General features: G+C 67.3%; 15 protein-coding genes. 11 read left to right on the forward strand and 4 right to left on the reverse strand.

The window, feature by feature from the left end:
• The first annotated feature begins 33 nt into the window (after positions 1-33).
• Positions 34-1,386, forward strand: a complete 1,353-nt coding sequence (locus RUU78_RS22770) for a GTP-binding protein (protein WP_313920054.1) — start codon at positions 34-36, stop codon at positions 1,384-1,386.
• Positions 1,387-1,476: 90 nt separating this feature from the next.
• On the opposite strand, the gene RUU78_RS22775 is transcribed toward RUU78_RS22770, so the two are convergent.
• Positions 1,477-1,707 carry a glutaredoxin family protein gene (locus RUU78_RS22775; RefSeq protein WP_313920119.1) on the reverse strand — a complete coding sequence of 77 codons (231 nt, stop codon included), beginning with the start codon at positions 1,705-1,707 and terminating at the stop codon, positions 1,477-1,479.
• 67 nt (positions 1,708-1,774) lie between these two features.
• Here RUU78_RS22775 and RUU78_RS22780 point away from each other — a divergent pair, with 67 nt between their 5' ends.
• On the forward strand, positions 1,775-3,157 hold the full coding sequence (locus RUU78_RS22780) for an L-serine ammonia-lyase (RefSeq protein WP_313920055.1): 1,383 nt from the start codon (positions 1,775-1,777) through the stop codon (positions 3,155-3,157).
• Between the two features lie 67 nt (positions 3,158-3,224).
• Here RUU78_RS22780 and RUU78_RS22785 read toward each other — a convergent pair whose 3' ends face one another.
• The 3 genes from RUU78_RS22785 to RUU78_RS22795 all read right to left on the reverse strand — a co-directional run bounded on the left by RUU78_RS22785 (position 3,225) and on the right by RUU78_RS22795 (position 5,642).
• Positions 3,225-3,980 (reverse strand): hypothetical protein, encoded by a 756-nt coding sequence (locus tag RUU78_RS22785; protein WP_313920056.1) that lies wholly within the window; start codon positions 3,978-3,980, stop codon positions 3,225-3,227.
• 248 nt (positions 3,981-4,228) lie between these two features.
• Positions 4,229-4,801, reverse strand: a complete 573-nt coding sequence (locus RUU78_RS22790; protein WP_313920057.1) for a glycine zipper 2TM domain-containing protein — start codon at positions 4,799-4,801, stop codon at positions 4,229-4,231.
• Between the two features lie 100 nt (positions 4,802-4,901).
• The gene (locus tag RUU78_RS22795; protein ID WP_313920058.1) at positions 4,902-5,642 is read right to left on the reverse strand and encodes an alpha/beta hydrolase; all 741 of its coding nucleotides are present in this window, start codon (positions 5,640-5,642) and stop codon (positions 4,902-4,904) included.
• 154 nt (positions 5,643-5,796) lie between these two features.
• On the opposite strand from RUU78_RS22795, the gene RUU78_RS22800 reads away from it, so the two are divergent.
• From RUU78_RS22800 to RUU78_RS22840, 9 genes are all read left to right on the forward strand, one after another.
• Positions 5,797-8,193, forward strand: a complete 2,397-nt coding sequence (locus RUU78_RS22800; RefSeq protein WP_313920059.1) for a transcriptional regulator — start codon at positions 5,797-5,799, stop codon at positions 8,191-8,193.
• A 235-nt stretch (positions 8,194-8,428) separates the two neighbouring features.
• On the forward strand, positions 8,429-9,994 hold the full coding sequence (locus RUU78_RS22805) for a hypothetical protein (RefSeq protein ID WP_313920060.1): 1,566 nt from the start codon (positions 8,429-8,431) through the stop codon (positions 9,992-9,994).
• A 395-nt stretch (positions 9,995-10,389) separates the two neighbouring features.
• On the forward strand, positions 10,390-12,432 hold the full coding sequence (gene fusA, locus RUU78_RS22810; RefSeq protein WP_313920061.1) for an elongation factor G: 2,043 nt from the start codon (positions 10,390-10,392) through the stop codon (positions 12,430-12,432).
• Between the two features lie 230 nt (positions 12,433-12,662).
• On the forward strand, positions 12,663-14,378 hold the full coding sequence (locus RUU78_RS22815; protein ID WP_313920062.1) for an FAD-dependent oxidoreductase: 1,716 nt from the start codon (positions 12,663-12,665) through the stop codon (positions 14,376-14,378).
• Between the two features lie 156 nt (positions 14,379-14,534).
• Positions 14,535-15,074 (forward strand): PepSY-associated TM helix domain-containing protein, encoded by a 540-nt coding sequence (locus RUU78_RS22820; RefSeq protein WP_313920063.1) that lies wholly within the window; start codon positions 14,535-14,537, stop codon positions 15,072-15,074.
• Between the two features lie 247 nt (positions 15,075-15,321).
• Positions 15,322-16,770, forward strand: a complete 1,449-nt coding sequence (locus RUU78_RS22825; RefSeq protein ID WP_313920064.1) for a catalase — start codon at positions 15,322-15,324, stop codon at positions 16,768-16,770.
• 140 nt (positions 16,771-16,910) lie between these two features.
• Positions 16,911-17,054 carry a DUF3096 domain-containing protein gene (locus tag RUU78_RS22830; RefSeq protein ID WP_313920065.1) on the forward strand — a complete coding sequence of 48 codons (144 nt, stop codon included), beginning with the start codon at positions 16,911-16,913 and terminating at the stop codon, positions 17,052-17,054.
• Positions 17,055-17,464: 410 nt separating this feature from the next.
• Positions 17,465-19,276 carry an autotransporter assembly complex family protein gene (locus RUU78_RS22835; RefSeq protein WP_313920066.1) on the forward strand — a complete coding sequence of 604 codons (1,812 nt, stop codon included), beginning with the start codon at positions 17,465-17,467 and terminating at the stop codon, positions 19,274-19,276.
• Positions 19,273-23,007, forward strand: coding sequence for a translocation/assembly module TamB domain-containing protein (locus tag RUU78_RS22840; RefSeq protein ID WP_313920067.1), 3,735 nt, complete (start codon positions 19,273-19,275; stop codon positions 23,005-23,007). The genes RUU78_RS22835 and RUU78_RS22840 overlap by 4 nt, the downstream gene beginning before the upstream one ends.
• The last annotated feature ends 100 nt before the right edge of the window (positions 23,008-23,107 follow it).

Genomic DNA, 23,107 nt, shown 5'->3' on the forward strand with positions numbered 1-23,107 from the left:
AACCATCCGGCACCCTCGGCAACCCGTGACCCCATGAGCCCGATCGCCGGCTGGTTCGATTCGGTCGTGCGCTGGTGGCACAGCCACGCGCCAGCTGCGGCGAGCGTCACGCCGTCCGACCAGGCCAGCGACGCGCTGCGCCAGTTGCTGGACGATCCCAGCGTGCCCGAATCGGTGCGGCGCGAACTCAGCGACGAGTTCGCGCGCATCCAGTCGCTGCTGGACAAGCTCGCGCGCAATGAACTGCATGTGGCGGTGTTCGGGCGCGTTTCGGTCGGCAAGTCCGCGCTCGGCAACGCCCTGCTCGGCACGGCCGCGTTCGAAACCGGTGTGCTGCACGGCACGACGACGCGCGCCGAGCAACAGCGCTGGACCGAAGCCGGCGGCTCGGGCCTGCACCTCATCGACACGCCCGGCATCAACGAACTCGACGGCGAGGCGCGCGAGCGCCTCGCGTTCGAGGTCGCCGAGATCAGCGACCTGGTCCTGTTCGTCGTCGACGGTGACATGACTCAGGTGGAACGCGATGCACTGGCTACGCTGGCCCGCACCGAGAGGCCGCTGCTGCTGGTGCTGAACAAGGCCGACCGCTACGACGGCGCGGAACGTGAGCGTCTGCTCGCACGCCTGCGCGAGCATGCGAGCGGCCTGCTGCCGGCCACGAACGTGCTGAGCTGCGCGGCGAGCCCTGCGCCCGTGCGCCTGATCGACGTCGACACCAACGGTACGGAACGCGAACGACGCGAGCCGCGCCCGCCCGACGTGGGCGAACTGCGCGAGCGCCTGCTCGCGATCTGCGCGCGCGAAGGAAAGACCCTTTCAGCGCTCAATGCCGGCCTCTTCGCCGGGCGATTGTCCGACCAGGTCGCGCAGCGCGTCGCCGACGTACGCCGCGAGGTGGCGGAAAAAGTCATCCGCTACTACTGCCTGACCAAAGGCATCGCAGTCGCGCTGAATCCGGTGCCGGTCGCGGACCTGCTCGCCGCAGCGGCGCTGGACGCGGCACTCGTCATGCATCTGGGAAAGGTATACGGCATGCCGCTGACCCGGCGTGAGGCGGGCCAGCTGATCCTGACTATCTGCGCCCAGCTCGCCGCGCTGATGGGCGCAATCTGGGGCGTGCATCTGGTCGCCTCGGCGCTGAAAGTCGCCAGTATCGGCCTGTCGACCGTGCTGACCGCCGGCGCCCAGGGCGCGCTGGCCTGGTATGCGACGCAAGTCGTCGGACGCGCCGCCGAACGCTATCTCGTCGCCGGCAAGTCCTGGGGCGAATCCGGCCCCAAGCGCGCAGTGCGGGACATTGTCGCCCAGCTCGACCGGGATTCCATCCTGCGCGAGGCGCGCGATGAAATCCTCGCCCGGCTGCGCAGCGGCGCGGCCCGCTGATCAACGCATTTCCGCGTCTGACGTAGGGCTTTGCCACGGTCCGGCGAAGAGGACTTCGCTCCACCGGCGTGCCGGTCCGCCGCTATCCGATCAGCCGGAGGCCAGCCAGGCGATCACGCGCTGTGCATCGAAAGGCCAGTCCAGTTCGCGCCGGCGATCGTCGTCCCGCAGCACCGGCACGCGCTCGCCGTAGAACGCTTCCAACGTGTTGTCGTGGTCGATGAACACGCTCGAGAAATCCGGCACGCGCGCCTGCGCCAGCACATCCAGGGCGAGATCGCAGAGATGGCAGTCGTCGCGCTGGAATAGCACAAGTCGCATCGTCATGAGGCCGGCTCCGTCGGGGCCGGATAGAATAAACAACCCAGCCCGCCGGAATCACCGCCTCATGGCCGTCAGCGTGTTCGACCTCTTCAAGATCGGCATAGGCCCGTCGTCCTCGCATACCGTCGGTCCCATGCGCGCGGCCGCACGCTTCACCAGCCACTGGCTGGAGGAGCGCGGCCTGCTCGAGCGCGTGATCCGCATACGCGGCGAGCTGTTCGGCTCGCTGGCGCATACGGGCCGCGGCCACGGCACCGACAAGGCCGTACTCTGCGGCTTCGAGGGCGAATGGCCCGACCGCATCGATCCCGACATCATCGAGAGCACGCTCGCGCGCATCCGTCATGACGGGCGCATCCGCCTGCTCGGCCGGCACGAGGTCGCCTTCGACGAAAAACGCGACCTGATCTTCAACAAGCGGCAGAAGCTGCCATACCACTCCAACGGCATGCGCTTCACGGCGTACGGCGACCACGACGAGGTACTCGCCACGCGCGACTACTACTCCGTCGGCGGCGGCTTCGTGGTCAATCACGACGAGGCAGCCGAAGACCGCATCGTGCCCGATACCACGCCGCTGCCCTACCCGTTCCACAGTGGCGACGAACTGCTGCGGCAGTGCCAGGAAGCCGGCAAGACGATCGCCGAGGTCATCCTGGCCAATGAACTGGCCTGGCGCAGCGAGGCGGAAATTCGCGGCGGCCTGCTGACGATCTGGAAAGCCATGCAGGCGTGCGTCGCGCGCGGCATCCGCAACGCGGGCGTGCTGCCCGGCGGTCTCAAAGTCGAGCGGCGCGCACCGAACATGCAGGCCGAACTGTTGGCGCGGCCGGAAGCCGCGCTCAAGGATCCGCTGACGATCCTCGACTGGGTCAACCTCTACGCCCTGGCCGTGAACGAGGAAAATGCGGCCGGCGGCCGCGTCGTGACCGCGCCGACCAACGGTGCTGCCGGGATAGTGCCGGCCGTGCTGCACTACTTCGATCGCTTCTGCCCGAGCGCGAGCGACGATCGCATCGTGGATTTCCTGCTCACCGCGGGCGCCATCGGCATTCTCTACAAGGAAAACGCATCGATATCGGGTGCCGAGGTCGGCTGCCAGGGCGAAGTCGGCGTGGCCTGCTCGATGGCCGCCGGCGGCCTCACGGCCGCACTCGGCGGCACGATCTACCAGGTCGAGAATGCGGCCGAGATCGGCATGGAACACAACCTCGGCCTGACCTGCGATCCGATCGGCGGCCTGGTGCAGATTCCGTGCATCGAGCGCAACGCCATGGGCGCGGTCAAGGCGATCAACGCCTCGCGCATGGCCCTGCGCGGCGACGGCAAGCACCGCGTGTCGTTGGACAAGGTCATCAGGACCATGCGCGACACGGGCAAGGACATGCAGGACAAATACAAGGAAACCAGCCGCGGCGGGCTGGCCGTCAACGTCATCGAGTGCTGAACCGGCGCGCTGGTGTGGCAGCTACGAAACCCCCGAAGCGTCAGTGCCAGGACCCGCCAGAACGTTCTTAGCCTTCCCAGTCGCAATCGCCGCGCGCGTCGGCCGCGCGTTTGGCCGCCTTCTGCGCCGTCGCCGGGTTGTACAGGCCGACGTAGGCGCCGTACTTGCGCGCGGCGCGATCGCCGAGGCTCTCGTCTGGCGTATAGGCGCCGGCAAAACGCGTGCGCTTGCAGCGCACGATGTTGTGACCGCGCTGAGCCAGTTCCTCGGCGGCGAGCTTGCCCCGTGTCATCGGATCGCGCGCCTCCGGTTCCGGCGCCATGGGAGCGAGGCGCAGACTGCCGTCGGCGCTGTAGAGACTGGGCGCGGCCGGTGTCGCGACGATGCCTTCAGCATCGCCATTGGCGGCGGCAGGCGCCTCGACCTGACGCAGGCCGCGTTCGCGCCGCGCCGGCGCGGGCGAATTGCGTGCGCTGCCGGTGGGTGGGGCACTGACCGACAGAGGCGGTAGTTCGCGGATGAGTGCAGTCGGTTCGGGCAGCGGCGGCAGTTCGATCAGGCTGACCTGGATCACGTCGCGCCGGTCGTCGACGAAGGGCTTGGGACGCATCGCTTCACGCACCAGCAGAACCAGTGCAAGGTGCGAAAGCACGACCACGCCGACGGCAACCGCGATGCGGCGCCAGCTGACATGCGGCTCACGCCAGCGCAGTTCGTGCAGCAGGGCACGCCGCAGCGGCAGCACCCGTGCCGCTATCTGGGCCGGGTCCGTGCTGGGAGGGCGCGGCCGCTCGGGCCGGTACGGCTGCGCTTCGGCGCTCATGCAATCCGACGGATGTGAAGGCGCGCAGTGTAGCCAGCACGCGCATTAGAAAACGGTTAGCCGGCGGGCTCCGCGGAGCCGCCGTACAGGTTTCGCTCACGTCACCGACATAAAAACAACGGACACCAGAAGGTGCCCGTCGTCCCGATCCGGCACCATCCTGGCGCCGGTGTGGCCGTGCTTGCGTTGGGAATGATGGTGGCCGGTCCGGCCGGAATTTCAACCGTTGCGGCACCTGTCGTTGCCGCTCACTCGGCCGGTGTCACGCCGCGGTCGACCCGCACGCGCAGGCGATTGCCCGGATGGTGATCCATCGTGGTGTGATAGGTGTCCCCACGATAGCGGTAGGTCACCTGATAACCGACGACATCTGCGTCGCGGCGCCAACCGGTCTCCTCGCGGCAGCGGGTTTCATAGTCGCTGACGTAACCGCCGCTGGTCTCGTAATAGTCGCCGCGGCGGCGAGAGGTGTTGTTGCCGACCGCGCCGCCGATCACCGCGCCGGCAATCGTCGCGGCCTTGCGGCCGTCGCCCTTGCCCACCTGATTGCCCAACGCGCCGCCGATCACCGCGCCCAGGACGGTGGCACCGGTGTGGTTGCGCTGCGCGGTATAGCCCGGTTCGTAGCGCTCGACCGGCTGGTCATAGCAAACCTCGCGGCTAACCGGACGGCGCGAGCGCTCGACGATCGGATCGACGTCGACGACGGTCGCCCAGTCGTAGCGCGTGTCGTAGCGACCGTAGTCGGGGCGGGCAAGAGCCGGAGTGGAGAGCGCCACGCCGGCCGCCAGGGCCATGCTGATGAATGCAACGTTCTTCATATCGCCTCCTCAATCCGGACGCCATGCCCGGCTCTCAACTGGCTACCAAGGTAGGGACGCCTCAGTGAAATGCCAGTTAATTCCAGTAGTTACGTGGCGTTCATTCAGTTTCCAGGGGGACTTGTGACGGCGTTGCATAGTGTGTTTCGGCGTGTATCCAGGCCAGTGCGCGAGCGGCGATGGCGGCGGCGCCGCGGCCCAGCAGCGGTCCGACGTGGCTGCTGCCGCAGCGCCAGAATTCCGCTCCCAACTGGTAGGACAGCTCGCGGCTCGCGGCGGTGGGCACGACCTCGTCGCCGTCACAGGCGATGACGAGCACCGGGCAGCGCGGCACAGCGACCTCGATGCCCGCCGCCGCCTCGCGCAAGACCGCCGCCGACTCGTCGCGCCAGCGCCGGAAGGCGTACAGGCGGGTAGCCTCGTCCGCATCGGGCAGGGCACGCTGCGTACTCGAGAACCGGCGCCGGCTGCCCCAGGGGACGATGTCTTGTGGCAACGCGCGAACCGCAGGCCGGGGCACGATCCCGCGCGGTGGCAACGGATCGACGAGGACCAGCGCCGAGGCTTCGACATCGGCCGCGATCGCCAGCGCGATCAGGCCGCCGAGGCTCGCTCCGACCAGCACGGGCCGCTGCAGGGCGATCGCCGCATTGCGCATCTGCGCGAGATAGTGCGCCAGGCGCGTCTGCGCGAGCCCGCCGTGCGCCGGCATGAGGTCCGGCGCCTGCACTGTGCTTGCGTGCACACGCCAGACGCGCTGCCACAGCGCCCATTCCCAGCCGCCGCCACCGGCGCCGTGGATCGCGAGGGCTGCGCTCGCCTTGTCGCCGAATCGCTGCATGCGGACGATTATCGCCGCGCCAGTGTCCCGGTCCACAAGCTCTCGAACGAGAAATTCCGGATGGTCAAGACACCGGAATGTTCGGAAGCTTGTGGGTTGGCACACTCTGGATGCCGATGGCGCGTACGGCCGGGCACACGCTACGCTGCCGCCGATGCCAGCCGTTTTCTATCGCTTCGCCGACTTCCGCCTCAACCCCGCCACGCGCGAATTGCAGCGCGGCGCCGCGCTCGTGGCATTGCCGCCCCGCGCATTCGATTGCCTGGCGTATCTGGTCGAGCGGCGCGAGCGAGCGGTCGGCCGCGACGAGCTGATCGCGGCGGTCTGGGGCAAGGCCGAGGTGTCCGACACGCTGCTCGCGCAGACGATATTGCGCGTGCGCCGCGCCGTCGGCGACACCGGCAACGAACAGCATGCCGTACGCACCGTGCCGCGCTTCGGCTATCGCTGGGTATTGCCGACGGACACCGTGGCCACGGCCGGAGCGGACGATCCGACGGCGACAGCGCCCGTCGGAACCCATTGCGTGGTTGCAGCGGACCCCGCGCCTCGCCCGGAACTGTCCACGACAGTTCCTGAGAACCGATCGCGGCGCCAGCCGGTCTGGCTGTGGGCCATCCTCGGGGCCGCGGCCATCGTGCTGGCACCGCCGCTGTGGCGCAGCCTGGGGCCTACGGCAGCACCTGCCGGCAGCCTCCTTCCGACGACGACGACGGCAGGCTCCACCGCCGCGATCGTGCTGCCGGTGGCGATCAACGAAGGCGCCGAATGGTCGTGGATACGCCTGGGCGGCATGGATTTCCTGGCCTCGCACCTGCGCGCCGCGGGCTACGCCACCCTGCCGAGCGATACCGCGCTCGTGCTGTTGTCGCGCGACGCCGCCACGCGCACGCCGGAAAGCGATCTGCAGGTCGCGCGCGCCAGCGGTGCGCGCCTGGTACTCGCGCCGCGCGCGCAGCGCGAGAACGGCCGCTGGCGCGTCCGTATCGACGTCTTCGCCGCCGACGGCAGCAAGCGCCAGGGCGAAGGTGTCGCGACGGACGTGCTCGAGGCCGGCCAGCAGGCCATGACGGCGCTGCTCGGCCGCGGTCCGATCGCAGCGGGGCTCGTCGGTCAGCGCGCGGAACACCTGCAGCGGGCCGAGGCCGCCCTGCTCGGCGACGATCTGGATCTCGCACGGCGCGAACTCGATGCGGTCGGCGCGCAGGGCAACGACGCGGAACTGATCTATCGGCGCTCGCAGATCGACTTTCGCGCCGGCGACTACGAAGCGCTGGACCGTCGCCTGCTGCCGCTGCTGCAGACTCTCGACCCGCAGCGCGACGCCGGGCTGCGTGGGCAGGTGCTCAGCGGCCTGGGCTCGGCCGCCGTCCGACGCAACGCGATGGTCGCGGCCGAACGCCATTTCAGCGAAAGCGTGAACCTGCTCCGGTCCGGCAGCGAGACACGCGCACTCGGCCAGGCCTATACCGGCCTGGGCATCACGCAGGCAGCCCAGCACCGCTTCGACGAGGCGCTGGACACTTTCGCCAACGCCCGCGTGCAACTGGAAAAAGCCGGCGACGAAATGGCCGTGGCGAGGGTCGACGCCAACCTCGGCATTCTCGACATCGAACGGGGCCGCTATGCGGAAGCCGTCGCTGGCCTGCGCCGCGCCGCCGCCCGGTTCGCCGCGTTCGGCGCGATCAACGAACAGCTGACCACCCTGATCGGCCTGGCCCGCGCGCAGTCGGAAATGCTCGACTCCGCTGGTGCCACGCAGACCGCCGACACGCTCTGGAGCCTGTCCTCGCGCAGTGCCAGCCCGCGCCTGCGCCACCAGATGGCGGTGGTGCGCGCCGACGTGCTGGCACAGTCCGGCCGCCTGCAGGAAGCACGAAACCTGCTGGCCGGCCTCAAGCGCGAACTGGAACTGCCCATCGAGAACGACACCCTGGCCCGTGCCGATTCCGTGCTGGCGCGCCTGGCGTTGGCCGATGGGGATGCGGAGCAGGCGCTGCGCCTGGCTACCGCCGGCATCGAAGGACTGCCCGAGGAACAGTTCGACCGCGAGCGCGCCCAGCTCTGGCTGCTGCGTCTGCGTGCACTGCGCGCGCTGGAGCGCACTGCCGACGCGCAGGCGTTACGGGCGCCGTTGCTGGCCTGGGCGCAGCAGACACGCGACCCCGCCGCGTCGCTGTATGCGGGTCTGGCCGCCGCGGAACTGGACTGGAGCCAGAACCGGCGCGAGGGCGCGCGCGAGCGCTACGCCGTTCTGCTCAACAAGGCCGACCGTGCCGGCATCGCGATCGACCTGGCGGTGGTCGCACAGAGCTACGCCGGCGCACTGCTCGAAGCCGGCGACAACCAGTCCGCCGCACCGGTTATCGCGCGCGTCGCGCGCTGGGCCGACGCCGACTTCGGCTGTGCCCTGCTGCAGGTCTGGGGCTACTGGTCACAGGGAGACCTCGGCGCCTGGCAACAGGCGCTGGAAAAGGCCCGTCGCCTGGCCGGCGAACGTCCGATTGCGCCGCTGCTGACCCAGCCGCCGCGGCCCGTGCAGATCCACTGATCCGGGGCCTGTGACGGCGGTCACAGGTTCCGACGAACACGCCGTCGAAAAATTGGCAGCAAATTCAATGCGGTGATGGAAAAGTAAGCGAACGCGAAGGGTCGTTGCATCAAGCGCGAAAGCGTTGCCGGCCACGCCGCCAATACTGCAGCGGTCTGCCGGGCGGACCTGCCCCCCCGCCTCCCCTCGCCGGTCCCCCGGCGGACCTTCCTCCCGCTTTGCCGAGGATTCATCCATGCGCGTTTCCGTTATTGCGGTCCTGATCGGCCTGAGTCTGTCCGGTACGACGTTGGCAGGCAGCTTCACGTCGATCGGGCAGCCTGGCAGTCAGCTGGTCAGCCTGTCCGAACACGGCCGCGTCGCGACGGGCAGCTTCTTCGGCGAAGGGGCGTTCCGCTGGACCCGCGACCTCGGCGCAAGCCCGATCGAGCACTACAACGGCATGCAGGGCATGAACAGCTGGGGCCAGCCGCTGGTCGGCCAGGCGCGCGACGCCGCGCAGAGCTGGGTCGCAGCGATCGCCTACAGCAATGCCGAGTTCTTCGATCCCATCCTCGTCGGTGGATTGCCCGGCGCCACCGGCCTCGATGGCACGATCAGCGCGGGCTACGATGCCGCCGATGACGGCAGCGTGGTCGGCCTTGCCTACACCGCCGACAACAACGCCGTCGCCTTCCGCTGGCATGCGGCCACCGGCATCAGCGAACTGCCCCGCCTGAATCCCGCCAACTATGCCCGCGCCAATGCGATCAGCCGCGACGGCCATGTGGTCATCGGCTGGAACGACAGGGACGACGGCTACCGCCGCGCGGTCAAGTGGGTCGACGGCCAGGTCAGCGAGTTCCTCGACGCGAAAGGCATGCAGGTCGGCGAAGCGCTCGGCATCAATCGCGACGGCAGCGTCATCGTCGGCACCGGCGCCGGTGCGGAAGGCAACGAGGCCTGGCGCTGGACGTCCGCGACCGGCCTGCAACCGATCGGGCTCATCAGCACCGGCAGCTTCTTCGACCGCGGCTACGCCTTCGGCGTCAGCGACGACGGCAATCTGGTTGGCGGCGCCAGCGGTGCCGGGCCGCAACGGCAGGCCGTGGTCTGGACGCCACAGAGCGGCATGGTGCTGCTGAGCGACTTCCTCGCCCAGCGTGGCATCGCCGTTCCCGCGGGCTGGTCGCTGAATTCCATCACCGCGGTCTCGGGCGACGGCCGCGTGCTCGGCGGCTGGGGCATCGATCCGAGTTCCGCCGTCAATTCGTTCGTCGTCGAGCTCGACCGGGTACCCGCGCAGGACGCGATCGTCGAGGCCCACGGCACCATCGCCTTCAACGACCTGACCACGGGTCCGTTCGCCGGTGTCGCCGCCGAAACACCCGTGACGATGAGCTTCCGTACCCGTCCTGATGGCATCGAGATCGATCCCGGCAAGTTCTGGCGCTACCCGATCGACGTCGCCAGCTTCAGGCTCCAGGCCGGCACTGCGAGCGACGTGCTGGTCACACTGCCGGCGGGCCCGTACAACGGCATCGCGAACGACTATCCGCGCTCCGACGGCATCCACATCGTCGAGTCCCCGCTGGCCACGGCCGGCACGAGCATGGAATTCGAACTGTTCAATCCGGGCGGCGACCTGTTCGACTCGACGGATCTCAACAACATCAACCGCACGTTCACGCCGGCCATGTTCGAAAAAGCCTCCTGGGCCGTCTCCGAAAACGGCGGCGAGCACGCGATGGTGATCCAGCTCGACTCGGTCACGATCGAGGACGAATGCTCCATCTTCTGCGGACGTTTCGAAGCACCGTGATTTCCTGCGGGTTCTGATGAGAGGAAGCGCGAAAGCAGGGTCTGCAACACCGGGCCGACGATGCCGGAGTCGGATACGCCCGAACATGCAGGGTCAACACCGCCCCGATCGTGCGCACATGAGTGGATTTTTGCACTCGGCGGTGCGGATCGCAGCGAGCGCACATTCCTGCGGCCTGGCGCTCCTGCTCCGGCAACAGGCGTTGCCGCGCAACGCATGGCGCATCGCAGCTTGACGCTTGCATGACAAGGGGCAAGGCTACGTCCACGCCGCTGCCCGTCGTGGTGGCGTACCCGCCATGACCGCCCGCCCCGCGCCCGACCGCCGGGGTCAAAGCGCATTTCGCGGACGACCATGACGGCCCTGCATCCACGTCCAGCTGGGAGGGTTACGTCATGTCCTATACCACCGATGGCATCCGAAACATCGCGCTCGTGGGCCACGCGAGCGCGGGCAAAACGACCTTGTTCGAAGCACTGCTGCAAGCCGGCGGCACGATCCAGACCCAGGGCAGCGTCGAACGCGGCTCCACGGTCTCGGACTTCGATCCGATGGAAAAAGAACGCCAGCATTCGATCGCCGACACGATCGCCTCAATCGATCGCGGCGAATGCCACATCAACCTCATCGACACCCCCGGACATCCGGAATTCCGCGGCCCGACGCTGTCGGCACTTGCCGCCGTCGAAACCTGCGCCATTGTGGTCAACGCGCACAATGGCATCGAATTCTCCACGCACCGCCTCATGGAATACGCCAGGCAGCGCAACCTGTGCCGCGTGCTCGTCGTCAACAAGATCGACGGCGGCAACTGCCGCGCGCTCGTGGAAAGCCTGCGCGAAACCTTTGGCCCTGAATGCCTGCCGATCAACCTGCCCGCGCAGGGCGGCAAGTCCGTGGTGGACTGCTTCTTCAAGCCCGACGGCGTCGCCGATTTCGACAGCGTCGCCGCCGCGCACCAGCGCATCATCGATCAGGTCGTCGAGATCAACGAAACCGTCATGGGCCACTACCTCGACGAAGGCGAACAGGGCCTGTCGGGCCAGGAACTCCACGACGCGTTCGAGCAGTGCCTGCGCGAAGGCCATCTCGTTCCGATCTGCTTCGTCTCGGCGCGCACGGGCGCCGGCGTCAAGGAGTTGCTGGACCTGATCGAACGGCTCGCGCCGAATCCAAAGGAAGGCAACCCGCCGCCCTTCGTCAAGGGCAGCGGTGCCGACGCCGCGCCGATCGAGGCGAAGCCCGATCCGAACGCGCATGTCATCGCCGACGTGTGGAAGATCGTCAACGATCCGTTCGTCGGCAAGCTCAGCGTCTTCCGCGTGTACCAGGGCACGGTGAAGAAGGACACCCAACTGTTCATCGACGACGGCAAGAAGCCGTTCAAGGTCGGCCATCTGTTCAAGCTGAAGGGCAAGGACCACGTCGAGATCGACCACGCCATCCCCGGCGACATCGCAGCCGTGGCCAAGATCGACGAGATCCATTTCGACGCGGTGCTGCACGACTCGCACGACGAAGACCATATCCATCTCAAGCCGCAGGAATTCCCAGTACCGATGTTCGGCCTGGCGGTCGAGCCGGCACACAAGGGCCAGGAGCAGAAGCTCGCGACCGCGCTCGCAAAACTCGGCGAGGAGGACCCCTGCTTCCGCGTCGAGCACAACAAGGAACTCAACGAAACCGTGGTGCGCGGGCTTTCCGACCTGCACCTGAAACTCATGCTCGAACGCATGAAGGAACGCTACGGTGTCGAAGTGAAATCACGCCCGCCGCGCATCGCCTATCGCGAAACCGTCAGCGGCCTCGCCGAAGGCCACCATCGCCACAAGAAGCAGACCGGCGGCGCCGGCCAGTTCGGCGAAGTGTTCCTGCGCATCGAACCGCTGGAGCGCGGCGCGGGCTTCGAGTTCGTCGACGCGGTCAAGGGCGGCACGATTCCGGGCCAGTTCCTGCCCGCGGTGGAAAAAGGCGTGCGCCAGGTGCTCGAACACGGCGCGGTCGCCGGGTACCAGATGCAGGACGTGCGCGTCATCGTCTACGACGGCAAGTACCACCCGGTCGATTCCAAGGAAGTCGCCTTCATCTCGGCTGGCAAGAAGGCCTTCCTCGACGCGATCGCCAAGGCCCGGCCGACGCTGCTCGAGCCGGTCGTCAATCTCGAAGTGTTCGTGCCCGACAACCACATGGGCGACGTGACCGGCGGGCTGGCGAGCAAGCGCGCGCGCATCAGCGGCACCGATTCGCTGCGCGGCGGCGAGATCATCATCAAGGCACAGGTGCCGCTGGCCGAAGTGACCGACTACCAGACCGACCTGAAATCCCTGACCGGCGGGCGTGGCCGCTACACGATCGAGTTCAGCCACTACGAAGTGGTGCCGCCGCAGGTGCAGAAGCACCTGACGGATTCGTACAAGCCGCGCCACGAGGAAGACTGACCGGCGACGCCGCCCGTGCGGTCCCGCACCGTGCGGGCGGGCGCTGCTCGAACCAGCCGGCCCAGCCCGTCTGATCCTGCCGCCACCCGGGCAAGCCCGGGCCGCCGCTCCGTTGCCGTTCGCCGGCAACTTCTTCTCGCCGCCTGATAGGCCGCGCAGTGCCTGCGCGCTTGGCATGCCCGCAACAAGTAGTCTCTTATACATCCACACATTCGATGCAAGGGGCGGTCATGAGCGAAGACGACGCGCCGGTCACCCGGCGAAGGTTCCTGGAAATGGTCGGCACCGCGGGCGGCGCCGCGGCGGTATACGAAACCATGGTGGCCATGGGCATGCTGGCCATACCCACGGCCTATGCGGGGCCGCCGGATGTTTCGGGTTCGCCCGGCAAAGGCAAGACCGTGGCCGTGCTCGGCGCCGGCGTCGCCGGGCTGACCGCGGCGCTGCGTCTGGCCAAGGCCGGCGCCAAGGTAACCGTGTACGAAGCGTCCGACCGCATCGGTGGACGCAATTTCACCGTCAGCAGCGAGGGCAGCGATCACCGCAACGTGATCCGCCAGACCAGTCGCGCGGACCAGATCTGCACGTTCAGCGACGACCCGCGCAGCCAGTATTTCGAAGCCGGCTGCGGGCGCATTCCCTATCACCATGTCGCCCTGCTGGAGCTGTGCCAGGAACTGAACGTGCCTTTGCAGCCCTACATCATGGAAACGCGCGCCAACCATTTTCAGGCCGACGGCGCATTCGACAGCAAGGCGGTCAAGAACCGCCAGGTGGCGAACGACACGCGAGGCTATATCGCCGAACTGCTGGCCAAGGCAATCAACAAGAGCGGCCTGGACGACACCCTCAGCGAAAAGGACCGCGTCGCGCTTCTCAGCCTCCTGTCCACTTTCGGCAACATCAGCAAAGACAGCAAGCCGCCGTACAAGTACTTCGGTTCCACGCGCAGCGGTTATGTGAGCGACCCCGGCGTCGCCCACCCGGGCGAGCCGGTCGAGCCGCTCGAATTCGACCAGTTGCTGAAGTCCCGCTTCTGGGACCACCGCTTCTACCAGGCCGAGGACTATCTGTGGCAGACCACCCTGTTCCATCCGGTCGGCGGCATGCGCAAGATCGTCGATGCCCTGCGCGATGCGTTCGGCAAGGACTCGGTGCTCACCAACAGGGGCGTCACGCGCGTGACCCTGGCCGGCGGCCAGGTGCGCATCGGTTTCGAAAAGCATCCCGTCGAAACCGCCGACTACTGCATCAGCACCATCCCCCTGCCGCTGCTTGCCAAGCGGCTGGATGCCAGCTTCAGCGCCGAATACCGCCAGGCCGTGGGCACGGTGAAATTCGCGAAAACCTGCAAGGTCGGCTGGCAGGCGAACTCGCGATTCTGGGAAGCGCTGCGTGGGCCCGGCAAGACCAACGGCCCGCAGATCTTCGGCGGCATCAGCTGGATAGCCCACCCGATCACGCAGGTGTGGTATCCGTCGGGCGACTATTTCGCCCCCGGCCCGGCGGTACTGACCGGCGCCTACAACTACGACGCCAGGGACAATCCCGTCGCCACCGAGTTCGGCAAGCTGGAACTCAAGCCGCGTCTTGAGCTGGCGCTGCAGGGTGGCGAGCGCTTGCACGCCGAATTCCGCCGCCAGGTACCGATAGAAAAGGGCCTGTCCATCGCCTGGCAGGAAGTGCCGCATATCGAAGGCGGCTGGGCCGAATGGAACCATGCCGACAAAGGCCATGCCGCCGCCTATCAGCGCCTGCTGCGGCCGGAGCAGCAATTCATCGTGGCCGGAGACCAGGTCTCCTATCTGCCCGGCTGGATGGAAGGCGCGGTGCTGTCCGCCTACCACGCCGTGAACTACGCGCTGGGCCTTCCGATTCCGAAATCCACCGAGAGCCAGCGTGATCTGCCGGCACCGGATTCGCGTTCGGTCACGGGCGCAGGCTGAAGCATGGCCGGCTCGCTGCGCCGACACGCAGCGGGCCTGTTCCCACCGCGCCCCGGAAATCAGCCCAGGGAACTAGGAGCGCTCTGTCCATTGACCGAGGCGATAGCCGATTTCGCCATGCCATAGTTGGATTTCCCTTCGCCGTGGAAGTCCGCCGTGCGCGCCGGATACCTCAATCGCAAGATTCACTACTGGCTGTCCATCTGGCTCGCGCTGCCCATGGCGCTGATCGCCGTCACTGGATTGCTGCTGCAGTTCAAGAAATCGCTGGCCTGGGTGCAGCCGCCGGAGTTGCGCCGCGAGCTGACCCTGCCAGTCGCCGCATGGCCGGCGCTGCTGGAGTCCGCGAAAGCGCACACCACGCTGGGCGTGAGCAGTTGGGACGATGTCGACCGCGTCGAACTGCGTCCGGGCCGGGGCCTCATCAAGCTGATGGCGAAGTCGGGCCAGGAAGCCCAGTTCGACGCGCATACCGGCGCGCTGCTGCAGGTCATGGTGCGGCGCTCGGAAACGATCGAGGCGCTGCACGACGGTTCCTTCTTCGGCGATAGCGTGAAATTCGGCTGGTTCGCGACCAGCGCGCTCGGCCTGCTGCTGGCGACACTCAGCGGCCTCTGGCTGTTCGTCGAGCCCTACGTCGCCAAGGCGCGCCGGCGGCGGCGTATCGCACGGGAAGCGGCACTGATGGCGGGCTGAAATCTGGCGGGCTGCCGCCGATGAGTGACGAAGCTCCGCGTCGACACGGTTACGAAACGGCAGGCGCTTCGTCAGCGGCATGGGTCGGTTCGACACGGACGCGCATCGGTGCGGATGTTTGTCGCTGGCCGCTCGCGCGGCGGTCCCCGAAATAGCATCAACCTATCGCTTCAATCCGGTCTATCGATTTCCTCTATTGCCGCTACCTGCCTAACCTTGCGTCGACTCCCGCCCACGAGCAGACGCCATGAGCACGACCTTCCTCACCACAGCCGCCGGCCGCCCGATCGCCGACAACCAGAACAGTGAGACCGCCGGCCCGCGTGGCCCGGCCACGCTGCAGGACTTCTGGCTGATCGAGAAGCTCGCCCATTTCGACCGCGAACGCATTCCCGAGCGCGTTGTACACGCCAAAGGCTCCGCCGCTTACGGCGCGCTGCGCGTCACCCATGACATCACGCGCTACAGCAAGGCCAACCTGTTCGCCGCAGTGGGCAAGGAAACGCCGGTATTCCTGCGTTTTTCCACCGTCGCCGGCGAACGCGGCGCGGCGGACGCGGAACGCGACGTGCGCGGCTTCGCGCTGAAGTTCTACACCGAAGAAGGCAATTGGGACCTCGTCGGCAACAACACGCCGGTGTTCTTCGTGCGCGATCCGTTGAAATTTCCCGACTTCATTCACACGCAGAAGCGCGATCCGGTGACCAACCTGCGAAATGCGAACGCGGCCTGGGATTTCTGGACGCGGCATCCGGAATCGCTGCACCAGGTGACCATCCTCATGAGCGATCGCGGTCTGCCGCGCAACTACCGCCAGATCCACGGCTTCGGCTCTCACACCTACAGCTTCCTCAATGCGGCGAACGAACGCTTCTGGGTCAAGTTCCACTTCAAATCGCGTCAGGGCATTGCCAACTTCACCGATGCGGAAGCGGCAGCCGTCGTCGGCGGCGACCGCGAAAGCGCGCAGCGCGACCTGTTTGAAGCGATCGAACGCGGTGATTTCCCGAGCTGGAACGTGCGCGTACAGATCATGCCCGAGGCCGACGCGGCGACGTATCGCATCAATCCGTTCGATCTGACCAAGGTCTGGCCGCACGCGGACTACCCGCTGATCGACGTCGGCACGCTCGAACTCAACCGCAATCCCGACAACTATTTCGCCGAAGTCGAGCAATCGGCGTTCAATCCGGCCAACGTCGTGCCGGGCATCGGCTTCTCGCCGGACCGCATGCTGCAGGGGCGCCTGTTTTCCTATGGCGATACGCAGCGCTACCGCCTCGGCGTCAACCACGGACTGTTGCCGGTCAACAAGCCGCGCTGTCCTTTCCACAGCGCGCATCGCGACGGCGCCATGCGCAGTGACGCCAACGGCGGCGCGGAACCCAACTACGAGCCGAACGGCCGCGGCGGCCCGCGCGACAACCCGGCGCTGGCCGAACCACCGTTGCACGAAGCCTTCGGCGGCACGATTGCGCGCTACGACCATCGCGTGGACGATGACTACTACAGCCAGCCCGGCGCGTTGTACCGGCTCATGACCGACGCACAGCGCGAGGCCCTCGTCGGCAATATCGCGCGGCATATCGCCAGCGTCGACGCGGACATCCAGCAGCGTGCGATCGAACTGTTCACGCGGGTCGACGACGAGTACGGCGCGCGTCTCGCCCGCGCGCTGGAACAGCAGCGTCAGTAGGGACCGTCGGTCCGCACATCGCTGCCGGAAGCACGCACTGCTTCCCGTAGCTTCGGCCGATCACCGGCCCGCGCGCCTTCATCCCTTCACGACACGGGACCCGCCACAGTTGGCGGGCCCAACTGAAGGAGTGATGTGCGATGGTCGTGAATATTTCTGCCCTGCTTGCCTTGATCGCCGGCATCCTGATCCTGATCCAGCCGCGCCTGCTCAACTACGTCGTCGCGATCTATCTGATCGTCGTCGGCATCCTCGGCCTGTTCCCGCGTCTGGCCGCGTTCTAGCCGGCGCGCGGATCGACCCATACATCACGCTTCCACGGCGATCGGTCCAGCCGCGATGCTCGACACCCTGCGTCCGCTGACGCTGGCGCGGGATCCTCAGCACCGGTTACGCGACCCCGATGTCCTGCGCCATACCGGTGAGCAGTGGCCCGACACGATACGCCCGCCGGTCATGACCCAGCCGTTGGCGGGACGACCCCGCCCACGGCTCCGGCCGCCTCGCCGACATCACCCGACGACTACCCGCGCTTCATCCGCTGGAGCGGTATCGACTGACGGAAGATATCCACCGCTACGCGATCGATTCGCGACGCCTCCGAGCGTGATCGCTGTCACTGCCTGTAACGCCAGCGGCGGTGACGCATCGTGGCGCTGCGATAGAATTCAGGTCGTTTGCACGGATCGGTCGCATGCCTGACAAGGATTCTCCGACTTCGCCCTTTTGCCGCACGCTGCCGTACCGGACGCGGGCGTTGCGGTATGTCGCACTCGCGGCGCTGCTTGCGCTCGGCGCCACGGCCGAGGCGGCCAGGATCACCACGACGATGGTCGGGATCGACGGTGATCTCAAGATCGCCGCACTCGCCGGCCTCGACCTGACCCAGTACGCCGGCCGCGACGTCAGCGCCGCGCAGGCCCGCCGTCTCTACGAGCGCGCGCCAGCGCAGATCGCCGCCGCACTGGAACCGTACGGCTACTACGACGCCAGCGTCACCGGCGAGCTCAAGGAAACCGCCGAAGGCTGGACCGCCGAACTCAGCGTCAAGCCGGGCGATCCGGTCGAGGTCGCGGAACTCGATCTGAAGCTCGAGGGTCCGGCGCGCGAACTCAAGAGCGTGCGTCTGGCCCTGCGCGCGTTCCAGCCGAAGACCGGCCAGCCGATGAACCACGACGCCTACGAGCGTGGCAAGGGCGCGATACAGGCAGCTCTGTTCGCCGATGGGTTCCTCGATGCAAAGCTGGTGACTCACCGCGTCGAAGTCACCCGCAGCACACGCAAGGCGACGATCCATCTGGCCTGGGAACCCGGCCAGCGCTATCGCATCGGCAAGACCGAGTTCGAAGGCAGCCAGTTCAACGACGCGTTCCTCGTGCGCTATCTGCCGTGGAACGAAGGCGATTTCTACACACAGGAACTCTTGCTGTCACTGCAGCAGCGCCTCAACGAGGCCGACTATTTCGCCGTCGTCGACGTCAATCCCGACGTGGAGAATGCCGCCGACGGCGTGGTTCCGATCAAGGTCGCGCTGGCACCGGCCAAGCGCAGCATCTATACCGGCGGTGTGTTCGTCGGCACCGACACCGGCCTGGGCATACGCGGCGGACTGGACCGGCGCTGGATGAACCGGCGCGGCCACAAGTTCAAGAGTGAACTGATCCTGGCACAGCGCCTGACCTCGGCCTCGGCGCTGTACCAGATTCCCCTGCCCGGCCCGGACAGCCGCACCTTCAACTTCGGCGTGAATTACCGCGACGAGGACACGCAGACCACGCGCTCCAAGACCAGCACGCTGGTCGCGAGCGAAACGCGCCAATGGCTCGGCTTCACGCGTACGCTCGGCCTGCACCTGCAGACCGGCGACTTCGAGATCGGCGACCGCAAGGAAGTCGCCTTCCGCGGCAATTCGACGATTCTCTACCCGCAGTTCACCCTGACCCGCAAGCGCGCCGACGACCCGCTGTTCGTGCGCCGCGGCTATTCGGTCAATGTGCTCGCGCGCGCCGCCGCCGAGGGCGTGCTGTCGGACACCGACTTCGTGCAGTTGCGCGGCGACGTGAAGTGGATACGCGCGCTGAAGCCGCGCCATCGCCTGATCCTGCGCGGCACGGTCGGCACGAGTTGGGTCGACCAGTTCGACAAGCTGCCGCCGGACCTGCGCTTCTTCGCCGGCGGCGACCGCTCGCTGCGCGGCTACGGCTACCAGACGGTAGGCCCTGACCTCATCGTCGATCCCGACAAGAAGCCGGTCGTCATCGGCGGCAGGCATCTGCTGACGGGCAGCGCCGAGTACGAGTATTACTTCAAGCCGAAATGGGGCATCGCAACCTTCGTCGACGCCGGCGATGCGTTCTCGGGCACGAAATTCGAAGCGAAGATCGGCGCCGGCCTCGGGCTGCGCTGGCGCTCGCCCGTCGGCATGGTGCGGTTCGACCTGGGTGTGCCGCTGCGCGAGCCGAGGGACGGCGTGCAGATCCACCTCGTCATAGGACCTGACCTGTGAAGCGCGCGCTGAAATGGCTGGTCGCCCTGCTCGGCGTCCTCGTCCTCGTCGTTGCGGTCGCCGTGTTCTGGCTGCTGCGCACCGAAGCGGGCACGCGATTCGCGCTGGGCCAGGTGATCGAGGCGACGCAGGGCAAGCTGACGATCGGAGCGAGCGAAGGCCGCCTCGCCGGACCACTGGTGCTGCGCAACGTGCACTGGCGCGACACGGGTGTCGATGCGCGCATCGGTACCATCCAGCTGGACATCGCCCCGCTGGCGCTGCTCGGCAAAGTCGCCCACGTCGAGAACCTGCAACTCGCCGATGTGGTCGTGACGACGACGACACAACCGCCGACCCCTCCGTCGGACGAGCCGCTCAGCCTGCAGCCGCCGCTCGACATCCGCATCGACACGCTGCTGGCCGAACGCATTCGCATCAATCATGACGGGGCCGACGTATTCGAAGCCGATCGCTTCGCGACGACCGCGCGCTGGACCATGAGCGGCATCGCCGTCGATACGCTGAGCCTGCGCGCGAAGCAAGGCGAGGTGGATTTCAAGGCCGACCTCAGCACCGCTGGTGACTACCGCGGCAAGGCCGACGGCCGCTTCCGCTGGCAGGTCGACGGCACCGACTACGCCGGTACGCTGAACCTCATGAGCGACGGCAACCTGCCGACGGCGGTCGTGCATCTGGAACAGCCCGTCGTGCTCGACGCGACGATCAGCGCGGAGGCGTCTAACCTGCCGCTTCCGGAGCGCAACTATTTTTTCCAGCTCACGGCTCCGGCGTTCGCCGCGAACAAGCTGCTGAAGGACACGACGCTGAAGACGCTCGGCCTCGACCTCGCCGGCACGATCAGCGCGAAGCGCGGCGAGTTCCGCGGCACGATCGATGTCGACGACTACCGCATCGTGGTCGATCCGGCGCGCTATCGCCTCGAAGAAAAACTCATCGTGATCGAGACACTCGCGGTCACGTCGACGAGCGTGCCGGGCTCGATCGAACTCAAGGGCAACGTGCCGCTCGCCGACGACGCGCAGGCCCAGCTCGAACTGGCCTGGAAGGATGTCGTGCTGCCGGCAACGCTCGCGGGCCAGGAGCTCGCCAGCCGCGGCAACGTCACCGTAAACGGCACACCCAAACAATTCGCGCTCGCGGGCGATCTTACGATCGGTCCGCCGGGCCAACCGGTCGACATCACCCTGGCCGTCAACGGCAACGACGAGCGCATTGCGCTCGAGCGCGTGCAGTTGCAGCAACGGCGCGACGGCAAGCCGTCCGGGTCGCTCATTGCGCGTGGCGACGTCACATTGAAACCTGTCGTCGGCTGGAAACTCGACATCGAGGCGGACCGGCTCGATCCCGGCGCATTCGCGGCGCAATGGCCCGGCGCGATCACTGCCAAGCTCACGACCGAAGGCCACAGCGACGATGCCGGCGTCACCGCGTCGCTGAAGATCGCGCAGCTCGATGGCACCTTGCGCCAGCGACCGATCAAGGGCACGGGAGATCTGCGCATCGCGCCGGGCTTCGTCATCGACGGCACGCTGGCGCTGGCTTCCGGCGACAGCACGCTGACGGTCAAGGGCCGCGGCGGCAAGGACACGACCGACGCGCAGATCGGCTTCACGCTCGTCTCGCTCGGCGACTTCCTGCCGCAGGCCCAGGGCCGCCTGCGCGGCCTGTTCGACGTCAAGGGCCAGTGGCCCGCGCTCGCGATCAGCGGACGCGCCGACGGCAGCGGCCTCGCCGTCGACGGTCATCGCGTGACGTCGCTCGAACTGAGCACGAACATCGCCGACGTCAGTGCGCCACGCGGCTCGCTCGAACTGCTCGCGACCGGCGTGACGACGGGCGGGCAGCAGTTCGACCGCATCAGCCTCGACGGCAAGGGCGATCGCGATGCGCATGAACTCGTGTTCAATGCGCGCGGCGATGCGCTCGCCATTCAGTTGCAGCTGCGCGGCGCGCTCAAGGGCGATGACTGGAACGGCACGCTGTCGCAGCTCAAGCTGGCTCTGAAAGACCAGCCGGAATGGAATCTGGAGCAGCCCGCCGCGCTTGCCTGGATCGGCGGCTCGGCGAAGCTCGGCGAGCTGTGCCTCACCGCGCAGGGGCCACGTCTGTGCGTGTCCGGCAGTCAGGCCGCGGACGGCAGTGCCGAAGGACGCTACCGCATCGAGCGCCTGCCGATCGCCATGCTCGCGAAGGTCGCGTCGCCCGACGCAACCTTCATGCCCAGCGGCGAGATCAACGGCGACGGCAACGTGCGCCGCAGCGCCCAGGGCGCGCTCGACGGCAGCGCGAAGATCACCTCCGCCGAAGGCCGCATCGCCTATCCCGACCGTCCCGACCAGCCGCTGCTCGCCTATACCGGCCTGACGCTCGACGCGACCTTCGCGCCGCAGGCGCAGCGCATCGTCATGCAGGGCCAGCTCTCCGACGGCGGCCGCATCGACGGCACGATTGCGATCGACGGCGCCGAGCGCAACCTGTCGGGCCAGCTCGCGCTCGGCCTCGGCAGTCTTTCCTTTGTGGAACTGTTGACAGCGGAAGTCGCCAACACCAAGGGCAGGCTCGACGGCCGCCTCGCGTTCGCCGGCACGGTGGCGGCGCCGGTCGTCAGCGGCCAGGTGCTGCTGGCCGGGTTCGCGACGGAAGTGCCCGAAGCCGGCCTCAAGCTCGTCGACGGCACGGTACAGATCGATCTCGACGCCAACGGCCGCGTCGCCGTCACCGGCGGCATCAGTTCCGGCAAGGGCCGCATCACGATCGCCGGCAACGGTGGACTCCAAGCCAATGCGCCACTCGAGCTCACGCTCGAAGGCCAGGATTTCCTGGCTGCCGACATTCCGGCCGCGCACATCATCATCTCGCCGAAGCTCATCGTGCGGCGCAACGAACAGGGCCTGGATGTCGACGGCGAAGTCGGCATGCCGAAGGCCAATGTCGACCTGACCAAATTGCCCGGAGGTGGCGCGGCCAGGACCTCGCCCGACGTCGTGATCGTCGATGCCGAAGCGGTCGAGGGCAAGGACGCGCTGCCGATCACGGCCGATGTCACGCTGCGCCTCGGCGACGACGTCAAGCTCAAGGGCTTCGGCCTCGACGGCAGCCTCAACGGCCAGCTCGTCGTCGTCGAACGGCCCGGGCGCCAGACCATCGGCCGCGGCGAGATCCGCGTCGGCGGCACCTACAAGGCCTATGGCCAGGACCTGAAAATCGAAACCGGCCGCCTCCTGTTCGCCGGCACCGCGATCGACAACCCCGGCCTCGACATCAAGGCCGTGCGCGAACTCAAGGACGTCACCGCCGGCCTGCGCGTGCAGGGCACAGCGCAGGTGCCCGTGCTGACCGTGTTTTCCGAACCGGCGCTCGAGCAGTCCGAAGCGCTGTCGTACCTGATCACCGGACGCCCGCTGTCCGGCCTCAAGAGCGGTGAAGGCGACCTCGTCAACGCCGCGGCACAGGCACTGGGTTCCGCGACCGGCGACCTGCTCGCGAAAAGCATCGGCGCACGCCTCGGCGTCGATGCCGCCGTCGGCGACAACTCCGCACTGGGTGGCGCCGCCTTCACTGTCGGAAAGTACCTTTCGCCAAAACTGTACCTGAGCTACGGCGTCGGCATCTTCACCCCCGGCGAAGTCATCACGCTGCGCTACAAGCTGTCGCGGCTGTGGGAGCTGGAGGCGCAGAACGCGACGACGGAGAATCGCGCGGGGTTGAACTACCGCCTCGAGAAGTAACGAGTGGAGCGCAGCGAGAAATCAGTGGTGGAGCGAGCGCTTCCCTCTGTTTTCTCATTCCTCCCCCCTCTCCACTTGCTCAAATGCGCCGCATCGCTAC

The sequence above is a fragment of the Tahibacter sp. genome, from assembly GCF_032229445.1.
In the GTDB taxonomy this organism is placed as follows: Bacteria; Pseudomonadota; Gammaproteobacteria; order Xanthomonadales; family Rhodanobacteraceae; genus Tahibacter.